This window comes from Pseudomonas sp. NPDC087817 (genome assembly GCF_044742875.1).
In the GTDB taxonomy this organism is placed as follows: Bacteria; Pseudomonadota; Gammaproteobacteria; order Pseudomonadales; family Pseudomonadaceae; genus Aquipseudomonas.
Map to the genome: position 1 here is coordinate 20,609 of NZ_JBIUVJ010000058.1, position 12,679 is coordinate 33,287.

12 protein-coding genes are annotated in these 12,679 nt (G+C 60.2%); 3 read left to right on the top strand and 9 right to left on the bottom strand.

All coding sequences use genetic code 11. The features are described from left to right. Positions 1 to 11 precede the first annotated feature (11 nt). Both ACIONG_RS24735 and ACIONG_RS24740 read left to right on the top strand, forming a co-directional pair. Positions 12 to 224 carry a type II toxin-antitoxin system HicA family toxin gene (locus ACIONG_RS24735; RefSeq protein ID WP_213027965.1) on the top strand — a complete coding sequence of 71 codons (213 nt, stop codon included), beginning with the start codon at positions 12 to 14 and terminating at the stop codon, positions 222 to 224. Then, positions 224 to 628: a type II toxin-antitoxin system HicB family antitoxin gene (locus ACIONG_RS24740; RefSeq protein ID WP_103306822.1), complete on the top strand. Its 405-nt coding sequence runs from the start codon at positions 224 to 226 to the stop codon at positions 626 to 628. The genes ACIONG_RS24735 and ACIONG_RS24740 overlap by 1 nt, the downstream gene beginning before the upstream one ends. 68 nt (positions 629 to 696) lie before the next feature. Here the strand turns inward: ACIONG_RS24740 and ACIONG_RS24745 are convergent, their stop codons facing one another. Beyond that, complete coding sequence (locus ACIONG_RS24745; protein ID WP_401303294.1) at positions 697 to 1,884, bottom strand: MFS transporter; 1,188 nt, start codon at positions 1,882 to 1,884, stop codon at positions 697 to 699. 243 nt (positions 1,885 to 2,127) lie between these two features. Between ACIONG_RS24745 and ACIONG_RS24750 the strand changes: the two genes are divergently transcribed. Next, positions 2,128 to 2,748: a DUF5666 domain-containing protein gene (locus ACIONG_RS24750; RefSeq protein WP_103306820.1), complete on the top strand. Its 621-nt coding sequence runs from the start codon at positions 2,128 to 2,130 to the stop codon at positions 2,746 to 2,748. A 185-nt stretch (positions 2,749 to 2,933) separates the two neighbouring features. On the opposite strand, the gene ACIONG_RS24755 is transcribed toward ACIONG_RS24750, so the two are convergent. The 8 genes from ACIONG_RS24755 to gcl form a co-directional block, all read right to left on the bottom strand. Continuing rightward, positions 2,934 to 3,932, bottom strand: a complete 999-nt coding sequence (locus ACIONG_RS24755) for a sulfate ABC transporter substrate-binding protein (RefSeq protein ID WP_103306819.1) — start codon at positions 3,930 to 3,932, stop codon at positions 2,934 to 2,936. A gap of 103 nt (positions 3,933 to 4,035) precedes the next feature. Further along, positions 4,036 to 4,860 (bottom strand): ion transporter, encoded by an 825-nt coding sequence (locus tag ACIONG_RS24760; RefSeq protein WP_103306818.1) that lies wholly within the window; start codon positions 4,858 to 4,860, stop codon positions 4,036 to 4,038. A gap of 21 nt (positions 4,861 to 4,881) precedes the next feature. After that, entirely contained in the window at positions 4,882 to 5,796 is a 915-nt protein-coding gene (locus ACIONG_RS24765) for an urea transporter (protein ID WP_213027970.1), read from the bottom strand. Between the two features lie 340 nt (positions 5,797 to 6,136). After that, positions 6,137 to 7,552: a pyruvate kinase gene (pyk, locus tag ACIONG_RS24770; protein ID WP_103306816.1), complete on the bottom strand. Its 1,416-nt coding sequence runs from the start codon at positions 7,550 to 7,552 to the stop codon at positions 6,137 to 6,139. Beyond that, positions 7,549 to 8,823, bottom strand: a complete 1,275-nt coding sequence (locus tag ACIONG_RS24775; protein WP_401303298.1) for a glycerate kinase — start codon at positions 8,821 to 8,823, stop codon at positions 7,549 to 7,551. The genes pyk and ACIONG_RS24775 overlap by 4 nt, the downstream gene beginning before the upstream one ends. Before the next feature lie 170 nt (positions 8,824 to 8,993). Continuing rightward, entirely contained in the window at positions 8,994 to 9,887 is an 894-nt protein-coding gene (locus ACIONG_RS24780; protein WP_064594449.1) for a 2-hydroxy-3-oxopropionate reductase, read from the bottom strand. Between the two features lie 223 nt (positions 9,888 to 10,110). Continuing rightward, positions 10,111 to 10,893: a hydroxypyruvate isomerase gene (gene hyi / locus ACIONG_RS24785; RefSeq protein WP_025111893.1), complete on the bottom strand. Its 783-nt coding sequence runs from the start codon at positions 10,891 to 10,893 to the stop codon at positions 10,111 to 10,113. A 140-nt stretch (positions 10,894 to 11,033) separates the two neighbouring features. Beyond that, the coding region (gcl, locus tag ACIONG_RS24790) for a glyoxylate carboligase (protein WP_401303300.1) at positions 11,034 to 12,679 on the bottom strand (1,646 nt) is incomplete at its 5' end.

Consider the following 12,679-nt stretch of genomic DNA (forward strand, 5'->3'; position numbering starts at 1 on the left):
GGAGGCGGTTGGTGCAAAGCAGGTTATTGATCAAGGAGCTGGAGGAGGCAGGATGGACGCTGGACGGGATTACCGGCAGCCATCACATCTTCAGGCACCGTTACAACCCGTACACGATTCCCGTGCCTCATCCGAAAAAGGATTTACCGTTGGGGACGGTCAAAAGTATCAGGAGGCGTGCCGGGCTGTACAACCCGCCAGCCAGTTTCGAAGGAGATCCATAATGCAATATCCCATCTGCATCGAGTGGGGTGATGAGAACACCGCCATCGGTATTCAGATCCCCGATATTCCCGGCGCTGTCACGGCGGGGGATAGCTTTGAAGATGCCTACAACGCAGCGGTTGAGATCGCACACATCATGCTGCAAGAGATCGCGGCGGACGGAGAGCCCATTCCGTTGCCAACTTCTGCGGCGGCACATCGCAACAATCCGGAATTCGCCGAGATGGGTTGGGGCATGCTGGAACTGGACATCTCGCCTTATTTGGGCAAGACCGAGAAGGTTAACGTGACGCTGCCCGGCTACGTGATCCAGAGAATTGATCGCTACGTGCGTGAGCACAACGTGAAAAGCCGCTCCTCCTTTCTGGCGGATGCGGCGATGGAAAAACTGGTTCGGTATTGAGTGACAACGCTCCCGCGGGATCAATGAATAACCTGCGGGAGCGAGCTTGCTCGCGAAGCTTTTACGTCTTACGCCGTTGCCAATGAACCACGCTGCGAAACACTCAAAAACCGCAGCAACGCCAACACCGGAAACGCGCTGCCGACAATCACGATCCACAACCAGCCGCCATGCTCGAATACCGCGCTGGCCACCGAAGAGCCGAAGGCGCCGCCGATGAAAATGCTGGTCATGTACAGCGCATTCAGGCGACCACGGCTTTTCGCGTCCAGCGAGTACACCGCGCGTTGGCCAAGGACCATGTTCATCTGCACGCAGAAGTCGAGCACCACGCCGGTCACGGCCAGACCGATGACGCTGTAGGCCGGGTGGATAAAGGCGGGCAGGAAGCTCAGGCTGGCGAACACCATGGCCAGCAGCGAAGCAATGCGGGTATGGCCGGCGTCGGCCAGGCGTCCGCTGATCGGCGCGGCGATGGCTCCAATGGCGCCGACCAGGGCGAAGATCGCGATCTCGCTTTGCGACAGGCCATGGTTGCGTGCCAGTTCCAGCGGCACCGCCGTCCAGAACAGGCTGAAGGTGGCGAACATGCAGCCCTGATAAAACGCCCGCTGACGCAGCACCGGTTGCTGACGCAGCAACGTCCACAGCGAGCCGATCAGTTGCGCGTAAGAGGCGCTGTGATCCGGTTGGCGCTTGGGCACGGTCAGGGCCAGCACCACGCTGATCGCCGCCATCAATGCCGCCGCGATCATGAACATCGCCCGCCAGCCGAAATGGTCGGCGACCACGCTCGACACTGGTCGCGCCAGCAGAATACCCAGCAGCAAGCCGCCCATGATCCCGCCGACGACGCGTCCACGAGATTCTTCCGGCGCCAGATGTGCAGCCAGCGGAATCAGGATCTGTACCGACACCGAACTGAAGCCCACCAACAACGAGATCAGCAGAAACACATTGGGCTGATCGGTGAACGCAGCACCGAGCAGGCTGGCAATCGCCACCACCGTGGTGATGATCATCAACCGACGGTTTTCCAGCAGATCGCCCAGCGGCACCAGGAAGAACAGGCCCAGCGCGTAACCGATCTGGGTCAGCGAGACGATGAAGCTGGCCATGGTGTCGGTCAGGCCGATGTCCGGCGCAATCAGGCCGATGATCGGCTGCGCGTAGTAGATGTTGGCAACGATGGCGCCGCAGCAGAAAGCGAACAGCAGCACCATTCCCCGGGTCATTGCGTGAGTTGTGGCGGTCATAAGGTTTCTCGATCCAGCGAAAGGGAATGCGGTGAGGCTAAGGGACAAGCCAGGCGGGCAGAAGGCGCCTTCGATTGATATCAGTTATTCCGTTGCGGAATGACGGGCTGTCATCGGTTCAATGTTCTTCAGTGGACCTTGCGTCCGGCCGTTGACGGTCGATGATACATTCACTTACATCTTCTTCGATAGCGTGCTTATGTTTGCATCGACTTGTTGAACATTCATGACCGGAGGATTGCAATGTATCGTCAGATGCTTCGTTACACCGCAACCATAGCCATGCTCGGCTTGCTGGGCGCGAACAGCGTGCAAGCGGCCGACGCGCCGGGGATGCGCATTGGCGTGCGCGGCGAGATCACTGGCGTCAGCGCCGCCTCCTTGAAAGTCCACGTCAACAGTGGCGAGAACGTGGTGATCCAGTTGACCCAGGACACCAAGGTCCGCGCCGTGACCCTCGCCAATATCGAAGACATCAAGCCCGGCAGCTACATCGGCTCGGCGGCCATGCCACAGGAAGACGGCACGCTCAAGGCGTTGGAGGTGCATGTATTCCCGCCGGAGTTGGCTGGCAGCGGCGATGGACATCGGCCGTTTGATCTGGCCAAGGGCAGCAGCATGACCAATGGCAGTGTCGGTGATCTGGTGGTCAGCAATGGCCGGGTTTTGACGGTGAATTACAAGGGTGGCCAGCAGAAGATTCTGGTGCCGGAGGATGTGCCGATCGTTAATTTGATGCCGGGGGATCGCAGCTTGCTCAAGGTTGGGGTGAAGATCGTTTCGTTCGTGACGCAGAGTGCGGATGGCACGCTGACGGCGCAGTCGATTTCCGCTGGAAAGGATGGTGTAACCCCGCCGATGTAACTGCCTAAACACAATTCCCTGTAGGAGTGAGCCTGCTCGCGATAGCGGTCTGTCAGCCCCCAAATGTGCTGAATGATAGAACGCTATCGCGAGCAGGCTCACTCCTACATTGGGTTTGTGTTGGATTCAGATGTGCACAAAAAAGGCGACCACTGAGGGTCGCCTTTTTCATGTCAGCCTAAACCTTACTGCCCGCTATAAATCTGATCGAAAACCCCACCATCATTGAAGTGAGTTTTCTGCACGGTGCGCCAGTCACCAAAAGTCTTCTCCACCGAAAGGAAATCAACTTTCGGGAAGCGGTCGGTGTACTTGGCCAGTACCGCCGGATCACGCGGACGCAGGTAGTTAGCGGCTGCAATTTCCTGACCTTCCGGCGACCACAGGTACTTCAGGTACTCGTCGGCAGCAGCGCGTGAACCTTTCTTGTCGACGACTTTATCGACCACGGACACCGGTGGCTCGGCCTCAGCAGAAACACTTGGGTAGATCACTTCAAACTGATCACGACCAAACTCGCGAGCGATCATTTCCGCTTCGTTTTCAAAGGTCACCAGCACGTCGCCGATCTGGTTGGTCATGAACGTGGTGGTCGCGGCGCGGCCACCGGTGTCGAGTACTGGCGCCTGCTTGAACAGTTTGCCAACGAAGTCCTTGGCCTTGTTCTCGTCACCGCCGTTCTTCAGCACATAACCCCAGGCCGAGAGGTAGGTGTAGCGGCCGTTGCCCGAGGTTTTCGGGTTCGGCACGATTACCTGCACGCCGTCCTTGAGCAGATCCGGCCAGTCTTTCAGGGCTTTCGGATTGCCTTTACGGACGATGAACACAGTGGCCGAGGTGAACGGTGCGCTGTTGTTCGGCAGACGGGTGACCCAGTCCTTCGGTACCAGTTGACCGTTGTCGGCGAGGGCATTGATGTCGGTGGCCATGTTCATCGTGATGACGTCAGCCGGCAGGCCATCGATCACCGAGCGCGCTTGCTTGCTCGAACCGCCGAAGGACATCTGTACGGTGATGTTTTCGTTGTGCTCGGCTTGCCAGTGTTTCTGGAACGCAGTGTTGTAGTCCTTGTAGAAATCGCGCATCACGTCGTAGGAAACGTTAAGCAGCGTCGGGGCTGCCTGAGCGATGTTGGCCAAGGCCAGGCCGGCGGCGAGAAGTGAGGCGCCAAAGAGTTTTTTCACTGCGCATTCCTTGTTTTATCTGTGTAGAAGCAGGGGTGATGTTCATTTGCCACTGACTATAACGGCGCCCGCATAGTCGTTTAAAGATTAAAAAGCTCTGTGCTTATTCCAGTTTCTTAAATAACGCATTGCCACAGCGCGAGCAGAACGCCGCGCCGTGTTCGTGGCTGTTTTTCTTGCACACCGGGCAGTCGTGTTGCAGCTGTTCGCCGCGCATGGCGTTGGCCAGCTCGGCGGTGAAAATCCCCGTCGGCACGGCAATGATCGAATAACCGGTGATCATCACCAGCGACGAAATCACCTGGCCCAGCGGCGTCTTCGGCACGATGTCGCCGAAGCCCACCGTGGTCAGGGTCACGATAGCCCAATAGATGCCTTTGGGAATGCTGGTGAAGCCATGTTCCGGGCCTTCGATCACGTACATCAACGTACCGAACACCGTCACCAGCGTGCAGACGCTGACCAGGAACACGACGATCTTCTGCTTGCTGCCGCGCAGCGCCGACATCAAATAGTTGGCCTGCTTGAGGTACGGACTGAGCTTGAGCACGCGGAAAATCCGCAGCATCCGAATGATCCGGATAATCAGCAGGTACTGCGCATCGCTGTAATACAGCGCGAGGATGCCCGGCACGATCGCCAGCAGGTCCACCAGTCCATAAAAACTGAAGGCATAGCGCAACGGCTTGGGCGAGCAGTACAGACGCAGGATGTACTCGCCGAGAAAGATGATCGTGAAGCCCCACTCGATGTACGCCAGCACATCGGCGTAGTTGCGGTGAACGCTGTCGATACTGTCGAGCATCACGATCACCAGACTGGCGAGGATGATCAACAGCAAGATGCCGTCGAAGCGCCGCCCGGCGAGGGTGTCGCTCTGGAAAATCATGACGTAAAGCCGTTCACGCCAGTTGCTGCTGCTGTCCATGGAAAACGCCTGAATCAAAGATCAGCGCAGCCTAGGTTGATTCTCCCCGTGAGCGCAAGACGCACTGTCTACCGTGGCTTTGCCGAGCATTTGAATCCCGGCGCGAATCAGCCAGCAGGCGAGGATGAACGGCGCCGTCAATGTGGCCAAGCCGATGGCGGCAAACAGCGGCGTGACCAGCAGTGCGAGGACGATGCCGACCAGCGGCAACCACGGTTGTTGGCGTTGGCTACTGAAGGCGAGGGCGGCCAGTACCGCGTTGTAACTGCCGAGGCCGAAAAGCGCAGCGCTGGTTTCGTGGTGTAGCAGGCTGGAGCCCAGGCCGATGGCAGATGCGAGCAGCGCCCAGCAGAAGGCGCGGCGATCCGCGATCAACAAACCGGCGGCGATCAGCGCGCCTGCCAATGGATGGTCGAGAAACATCACCTGGCCCAAGCCTCGGAGCTCGGCCGCGAGCAGGTTCAGCGTATTCATCTCGATGTGAGCCATCGGCGCTGACGGTTCAGCGAACAGCAACAACGCCCAGCTCATGGCCACGAACGGCGAGGTGTAGGCCGGTATGGATCGGCTGCGGTACACATATTTGAGCCATTGCTGCGTGAGCATCGCACTCAGGCCGCCGGCAGCGAGAATCAGCGGCGGCAGCATCGGCGACCAAGGGAAATACAGACTCAGCAACAGGCCGAGTAAAACGCCGTTGTAGCTGAACAGCCCGGCCTGGCGATCCGCCTTGGCGTAGTTGCGTCGTTGTGCGGTGAGCAACCCGGCGACAGCACCGAGCAGCGCACCGGCAAACAGCACGGGCGCAGTGAGCAGGATCGCCAAGAGGCACAGCAGGCCGCACAGCGGATGGCGCTGAAGGAATATTTGACTGAAACCGTTGAGCAAAGCCTCGGCCCAGTCGGGGCAGTGGGTGTTGAAATGATTGGCAGGCATGGCAGTTCTAAAAAGTCAGTGAAACCGAGTCGCCTGCTTCGCCAGCAGGCTGGCTCCCACATTGAATCTTTGTTCAGTCATTGATTTTGTGGTGCTCACAAATCAACTGTGGGAGCGAGCCTGCTCGCGAAGAGGCCAGTAAAAACAATGAATCTCTTTGTTATATGAATCTCTGTGGCGAGGGAGCTTGCTCCCGCTGGGTCGCGAAGCGGCCCCAACATGGGTTGATGCGGTTTTTCTGTGAAAACCGTCATGCCCTAAAAGCGACGACTGCTGTGCAGTCGAGCGGGACGGTGCGACGACTCGACGAGCTCCCTCGCCACAGGTTGTGTAGCTTTCTTTAGATCAACGTTTCGATCCGCAGCGAGTTAGTCGATCCAGGCTGCCCGAACGGCACACCCGCCGTGATCAGCAACGTATCGCCACGCTCGGCCATGCCTTGTGCCTGGGCGATTTCCAGCGCGGTCGAGCAGACTTCGTCGACCTGACGCAGGCGATCGTTGACCACCGAGTGAATGCCCCACGCCACACTCAAACGCCGCGCCGTCTGCAGGTTTGGCGTGAGGTTGAGGATCGGTGCTTTCGGCCGTTCCCGCGAAGCACGCAAGCTCGATGCGCCCGACTCGCTGTAGTTGACCAACACCGCCACTGGCAGCACGTTGCTGATGCGACGGATCGCGCAGCTGATCGCATCGGAAACGGTCGCTTCAGCTTTCGGCCGACTGACGTCCAGTTGAGTCTGGTAATCCGGACCGTTCTCAACCTGGCGGATGATCTTGCTCATCATCTGCACGGCTTCCAGCGGGTACTCGCCGGACGCGGTTTCCGCCGACAGCATCACCGCATCGGCACCTTCGGCCACGGCGTTGGCAACGTCAGTCACTTCAGCGCGGGTCGGGGCAGGGGAGAAGCGCATCGACTCCAGCATCTGCGTCGCCACCACCACCGGTTTACCCAGTTCGCGGCAGGTGGTGATGATGTTTTTCTGAATCTGCGGCACGCTTTCCGCCGGCACTTCAACGCCGAGGTCACCACGGGCCACCATGATCGCGTCGCTCAATTCAGCGATTTCGCGCAGTTGTTCAACCGCCGACGGCTTTTCGATTTTCGCCATCAGAAAGGCCTTGTCGCCGATCAATTCGCGGGCTTCGAGAATGTCTTGCGGACGTTGCACGAACGACAGCGCTACCCAGTCCACCCCCAGTTCCAGGCCGAAGCTCAGGTCGCGGCGATCCTTGGCGGTCAGCGGGCTCAGGTCGAGTACCGCTTGCGGCACATTCACACCTTTGCGGTCCGACAACTCGCCACCGTTGAGCACGGTGGTGTCGATCGCGTCGTGGTATTTGGTCACCACGCGCAGACGCAGTTTGCCGTCATCGAGCAGCAGATCCATGCCTGCTTCCAGTGCGGCGATGATTTCTGGATGCGGCAGATTCACCCGGCGTTCATCGCCCGGCGTCGCGTCCAGATCGAGGCGGAATGCCTGGCCGCGATGCAATTGGACCTTGCCGTCGGCGAACTTGCCGACGCGCAGTTTCGGCCCTTGCAAGTCCATCAGAATGCCCAGCGGGTAGTTGAGCTGGCGCTCGACTTCGCGGATCCACTGATAACGCTTGGCGTGGTCGGCGTGATCGCCGTGGCTGAAGTTGAGGCGGAAGATGTTGACCCCGGCCTCGACCAGCTCGCGGATGTCTTCGATGCCATCGACCGCAGGCCCGAGTGTGGCGAGGATTTTGACCTTTTTATCAGGCGTCATGATTTAGAACTCTCGAGGATCAGAATGGCGCGGAAGTCGTTGACGTTGGTGCGGGTCGGCTCGGTGACGATCAGTGCATCGAGCGCTGCGAAATAGCCGTAGCCGTTATTGTTATCCAGCTCATCGCTGGCGCTCAGACCGAGGGCGGCGGCGCGGGCGTAGCTGTCCGGGGTCATGATGGCTCCGGCGTTGTCTTCCGAGCCGTCGATGCCGTCGGTGTCACCGGCCAGGGCATAGACGCCGGGCTGGCCTTTGAGGCTGTCGGTCAGGCTGAGGAGGAATTCGGCGTTGCGCCCGCCACGACCATTGCCGCGCACGGTCACGGTGGTTTCGCCGCCGGAAAGGATCACGCACGGCGCCGCCAGTGGCTGGCCGTGGTTGATGATCTGGCGGGCGATGCCGGCGTGGACTTTCGCCACTTCGCGCGACTCGCCTTCGAGGTCGCCGAGGATCAGCGTGCTGAAACCGGCCTGACGGCATTTCACCGCAGCGGCGTCCAGCGACTGCTGAGGACGGGCGATCAACTGGAAATGACTGCGCGCCAGGCTCGGATCGCCGGGTTTGACAGTTTCCGATTCCGGGCTTTGCAGCCAGTTGCGTACCGAGGCCGGGACTTCGATGGCATAGCGCTTGAGGATCGCCAGCGCTTCGGCCGAGGTGCTCGGGTCGGCCACGGTCGGGCCGGAAGCGATGACCGTGGCGAGGTCGCCCGGCACATCGGAAATGGCGTAGGTATAAACCGTCGCAGGCCAGCAGGCCTTGCCCAGGCGTCCGCCCTTGATCGCCGAGAGGTGCTTGCGCACGCAGTTCATCTCGCCGATGGTCGCACCGGATTTGAGCAGGGCCTTGTTGATCGATTGCTTGTCGGCGAGGGTGATGCCGGCGGCCGGCAAGGCGAGCAGGGCAGAGCCGCCGCCAGACAACAGGAAAATCACGCGGTCGTCTTCAGTCAGGTTGCTGACCAGCTCGAGTACGCGTTTGGCCACGGCCAGACCGGCAGCGTCCGGCACCGGGTGCGCGGCTTCGACCACTTCGATTTTTTCGCACGGGGCGCCGTGACCGTAACGGGTCACTACCAGGCCAGACACTTCACCTTCCCAGCAGCGCTCGACCACTTGCGCCATGGCAGCGGCGGCTTTGCCGGCACCGATGACGATCACGCGACCAGTGCGGTCGGCGGGCAGATGAGCTTCGAGGACTTGGTTCGGATGGGCCGCGTCGATGGCTGTGGCAAACAGCTCGCGCAGCAGTTGTTGCGGATCGACCGACATGGCGGGCTCCCGGAATTCTTGTTATTGGAGTGGAGCGACAACGGTGCAGCGACCCGGTCCCTGTGGGAGCTGGCTTGCCAGCGATTCAGGCGCTGCGGTCTTGCAGGCAGACCGCGTCGATGCCATCGCGGGCAAGCCCGCTCCCACAGGGAGCGAGCCAGAGGCGCAGATTATTTTTTGTCGCGAATCGAGAAGTTGGCCATGTGTTCCAGGCCCTTGATCAGCGCCGAGTGGTCCCAGTTGCTGCCACCGATGGCCGCGCAGGTGCTGAACACTTGCTGGGCGTTGGCGGTGTTCGGCAGGTTGATGTTCAGCTCCTTGGCGCCTTGCAGGGCCAGGTTCAGGTCCTTCTGGTGCAGGCTGATGCGGAAGCCTGGATCGAAGGTGCCTTTGATCATGCGCTCGCCGTGCACTTCGAGGATCTTCGACGAAGCGAAACCGCCCATCAGCGCTTCACGCACCTTGGCTGGGTCGGCACCGTTTTTCGAAGCGAACAGCAGGGCTTCGGCGACGGCCTGAATGTTCAGCGCGACGATGATCTGGTTCGCGACTTTGGCAGTCTGACCGTCGCCATTGCCACCCACCAGGGTGATGTTCTTGCCCATGGCCTGGAACAGCGGCAGGGCGCGTTCGAAGGCATCGGCGTCGCCACCGACCATGATGCTCAGGGTCGCAGCTTTGGCGCCGACTTCACCGCCGGACACTGGTGCGTCGAGGTACTGCGCGCCTTTCTCGTTGATCTTCGCGGCGAACGCCTTGGTGGCGGTTGGCGAGATCGAACTCATGTCGATGACGACTTTGCCTTTGCCGATACCGGCTGCAACGCCGTCGGCGCGGAACAGCACGTCGTCGACCTGTGGGGTATCCGGGACCATGACGATGATGAATTCAGCTTCCTGCGCCACTTCGCGCGGGTTGGCCAGGGCGACGGCGCCAGCGGCAACCAGATCAGCCGGGGCGGCGTCGTGATGCGCCGACAGGAACAGGCTGTGACCGGCTTTCTGCAGGTTCGCCGCCATTGGGTGGCCCATGATGCCGGTGCCGATAAATCCGATTTTAGCCATGAGAAAATCCTCTTGTTTTTGTCTTTCCCCCGGTTTGCAACCGATGGGCTTTTGTGGCGAGGGGATTTATCCCCGATGGGCAGCGAAGCTGCCCCAGTTTTTAGCGCCAATCAGTTTCAATCCCGGGTGCAGGTTTTACGACTGCTGCGCAGCCGGTCGGGGATAAATCCCCTCACCACAGGGGATCTGGTTTCAAGTACAGACCCATGTTGAAAACTCGAACTCAGATTGCGTTGTGGGTCTTCAGCCAGCCAAGGCCCGCTTCAGTGGTGGTCAGCGGCTTGTACTCGCAACCCACCCAACCCTGATAACCGATGCGGTCGAGGTGTTCGAACAGGAAGCGGTAGTTGATTTCACCGGTGCCCGGCTCGTTGCGCCCCGGGTTGTCCGCGAGCTGCACATGGTTGATCTCGCCCAGGTGCGATTGCAGGGTGCGGGCCAGATCGCCTTCCATGATTTGCATGTGATAGATGTCGTATTGCAGGAACAGATTGGCACTGCCGACCTGCTCGCGAATCGACAGGGCTTGCGCCGTGTTGTTCAGGTAGAAGCCCGGGATGTCGCGGGTGTTGATCGCTTCCATCACCAGTTTGATGCCCGCTGCCTGCAGCTTGTCGGCGGCGTATTTCAGGTTGGCGACGAAGGTCTTTTCTACCGTGGCGTCGTCAACGCCTTGCGGACGGATACCGGCCAGGCAGTTGACCTGGGTATTGCCCAGTACTTGTGCGTAAGCGATGGCCAGATCGACCCCGGCGCGGAACTCTTCAACGCGATCCGGCAGGCAGGCGATACCGCGCTCGCCCTTGGCCCAGTCACCGGCCGGCAGGTTGAACAACACTTGGGTCAGACCATTGGCGTCGAGCTTGGCCTTGATTTCGGCAGAGCTGAAGTCGTACGGGAACAGGTATTCAACGCCCGAGAAACCGGCCTTGGCGGCGGCGTCGAAACGGGCAAGGAAATCCTGTTCGGTGAACAGCATGGACAGGTTGGCTGCGAAACGCGGCATGGTGGTCTCCCGTAAATCTTGTGAGGTTCCCCTTGTGGGAGCGAGCCTGCTCGCGAAAGCGGTCTATCGGCCAACATCGGTGTTGGATATGAAGCCGTCTTCGCGAGCAGGCCCGCTCCCACTGGGAGAGCGGTCAGCAGTTAGTCGAGCAGCGAAATCGCCGTTGGCGCATCGTTGCCGACCAGCGCCAGGTCTTCGAACTCGTTGACGGCGTTGATCTCGGTACCCATGGAGATGTTGGTCACACGCTCCAGAATGATCTCGACGATCACCGGCACCTTGAACTCTTCGATCATCTGTTCGGCCTTGCGCAGGGCAGGGGCGATTTCCGACGGTTCGAACACACGCAGCGCCTTGCAGCCGAGGCCTTCGGCCACTGCGATGTGGTCAACCCCGTAACCGTTGAGTTCCGGCGCGTTCAGGTTATCGAAGGACAGCTGCACGCAGTAGTCCATTTCGAACCCGCGCTGGGCCTGACGGATCAGACCCAGGTACGAGTTGTTCACTACGACGTGGATGTAAGGCAGTTTGAACTGAGCGCCGACCGCCAGTTCTTCGATCATGAACTGGAAGTCATAGTCCCCCGACAGGGCCACGACTTTCCGGCTCGGATCGGCCTTGACCACGCCCAGCGCTGCCGGAATGGTCCAGCCCAACGGGCCTGCCTGGCCGCAGTTGATCCAGTGACGCGGCTTGTAGACGTGCAGGAACTGCGCGCCGGCAATCTGCGACAGACCAATGGTGCTGACGTAGCAGGTGTCTTTGCCGAATACTTGGTTCATCTCTTCATAAACGCGCTGCGGTTTGACCGGCACGTTGTCGAAGTGGGTCTTGCGGTGCAGGCTGGCTTTGCGCTGCTGACAGTCTTGCAACCAGGCACTGCGGTTTTTCAGTTTGCCGGCGGCTTGCCATTCACGGGCCACTTCGATGAACACGGTCAGTGCAGCAGCGGCGTCGGACACGATGCCCAGATCCGGCGTGAACACACGACCAATCTGCGTGCCTTCGATGTCGACGTGAATGAACTTGCGGCCTTCGGTGTAGACGTCAACCGAACCGGTGTGACGGTTGGCCCAACGGTTACCGATACCCAGCACCACGTCGGATTTGAGCATCGTGGCGTTGCCGTAACGGTGCGAAGTCTGCAGGCCGACCATGCCGACCATCAGCGGGTGATCGTCCGGGATGGTGCCCCAGCCCATCAGGGTCGGGATAACCGGGATACCGGTCAGCTCGGCGAACTCGACCAGCAGGTCGCTGGCGTCAGCGTTGATGATGCCGCCGCCGGCCACCAGCAGTGGGCGCTCAGCCTGATCGAGCAGAGCCAAGGCCTTCTCGACCTGAACGCGAGTCGCGGTCGGTTTGGCCAATGGCAGCGGCTGGTAAGCGTCGATGTCGAATTCGATTTCGGCCATCTGTACGTCGAACGGCAGATCGATCAGCACAGGGCCAGGGCGGCCGGAGCGCATTTCGTAGAAAGCTTTCTGGAACGCGTAAGGCACCTGGCCCGGTTCCAGAACAGTGGTCGCCCACTTGGTGACGGGCTTGACGATGCTGGTGATGTCGACCGCCTGGAAGTCTTCCTTGTGCATACGGGCGCGGGGTGCCTGGCCGGTAATGCAGAGGATTGGAATCGAGTCGGCCGAGGCGCTGTAGAGCCCGGTGACCATGTCGGTACCGGCAGGGCCGGAAGTACCGATGCACACGCCGATGTTGCCGGCCTTGGTGCGGGTGTAGCCCTCGGCCATGTGCGAGGCGCCTTCAACGTGGCGGGCGAGGCCGTGGT

Excerpts from the sequence above, each read along its gene's own strand:
- ACIONG_RS24780 (WP_064594449.1), bottom strand. The coding sequence starts at position 9,887 with ATGGCTAAAATCGGATTTATCGGCACCGGCATCATGGGCCACCCAATG.
- pyk (WP_103306816.1), bottom strand. The coding sequence starts at position 7,552 with ATGACGCCTGATAAAAAGGTCAAAATCCTCGCCACACTCGGGCCTGCG.
- ACIONG_RS24750 (WP_103306820.1), top strand. The coding sequence starts at position 2,128 with ATGTATCGTCAGATGCTTCGTTACACCGCAACCATAGCCATGCTCGGC.
- ACIONG_RS24775 (WP_401303298.1), bottom strand. The coding sequence starts at position 8,823 with ATGTCGGTCGATCCGCAACAACTGCTGCGCGAGCTGTTTGCCACAGCC.
- ACIONG_RS24765 (WP_213027970.1), bottom strand. The coding sequence starts at position 5,796 with ATGCCTGCCAATCATTTCAACACCCACTGCCCCGACTGGGCCGAGGCT.
- hyi (WP_025111893.1), bottom strand. The coding sequence starts at position 10,893 with ATGCCGCGTTTCGCAGCCAACCTGTCCATGCTGTTCACCGAACAGGAT.
- ACIONG_RS24760 (WP_103306818.1), bottom strand. The coding sequence starts at position 4,860 with ATGGACAGCAGCAGCAACTGGCGTGAACGGCTTTACGTCATGATTTTC.
- ACIONG_RS24740 (WP_103306822.1), top strand. The coding sequence starts at position 224 with ATGCAATATCCCATCTGCATCGAGTGGGGTGATGAGAACACCGCCATC.
- ACIONG_RS24745 (WP_401303294.1), bottom strand. The coding sequence starts at position 1,884 with ATGACCGCCACAACTCACGCAATGACCCGGGGAATGGTGCTGCTGTTC.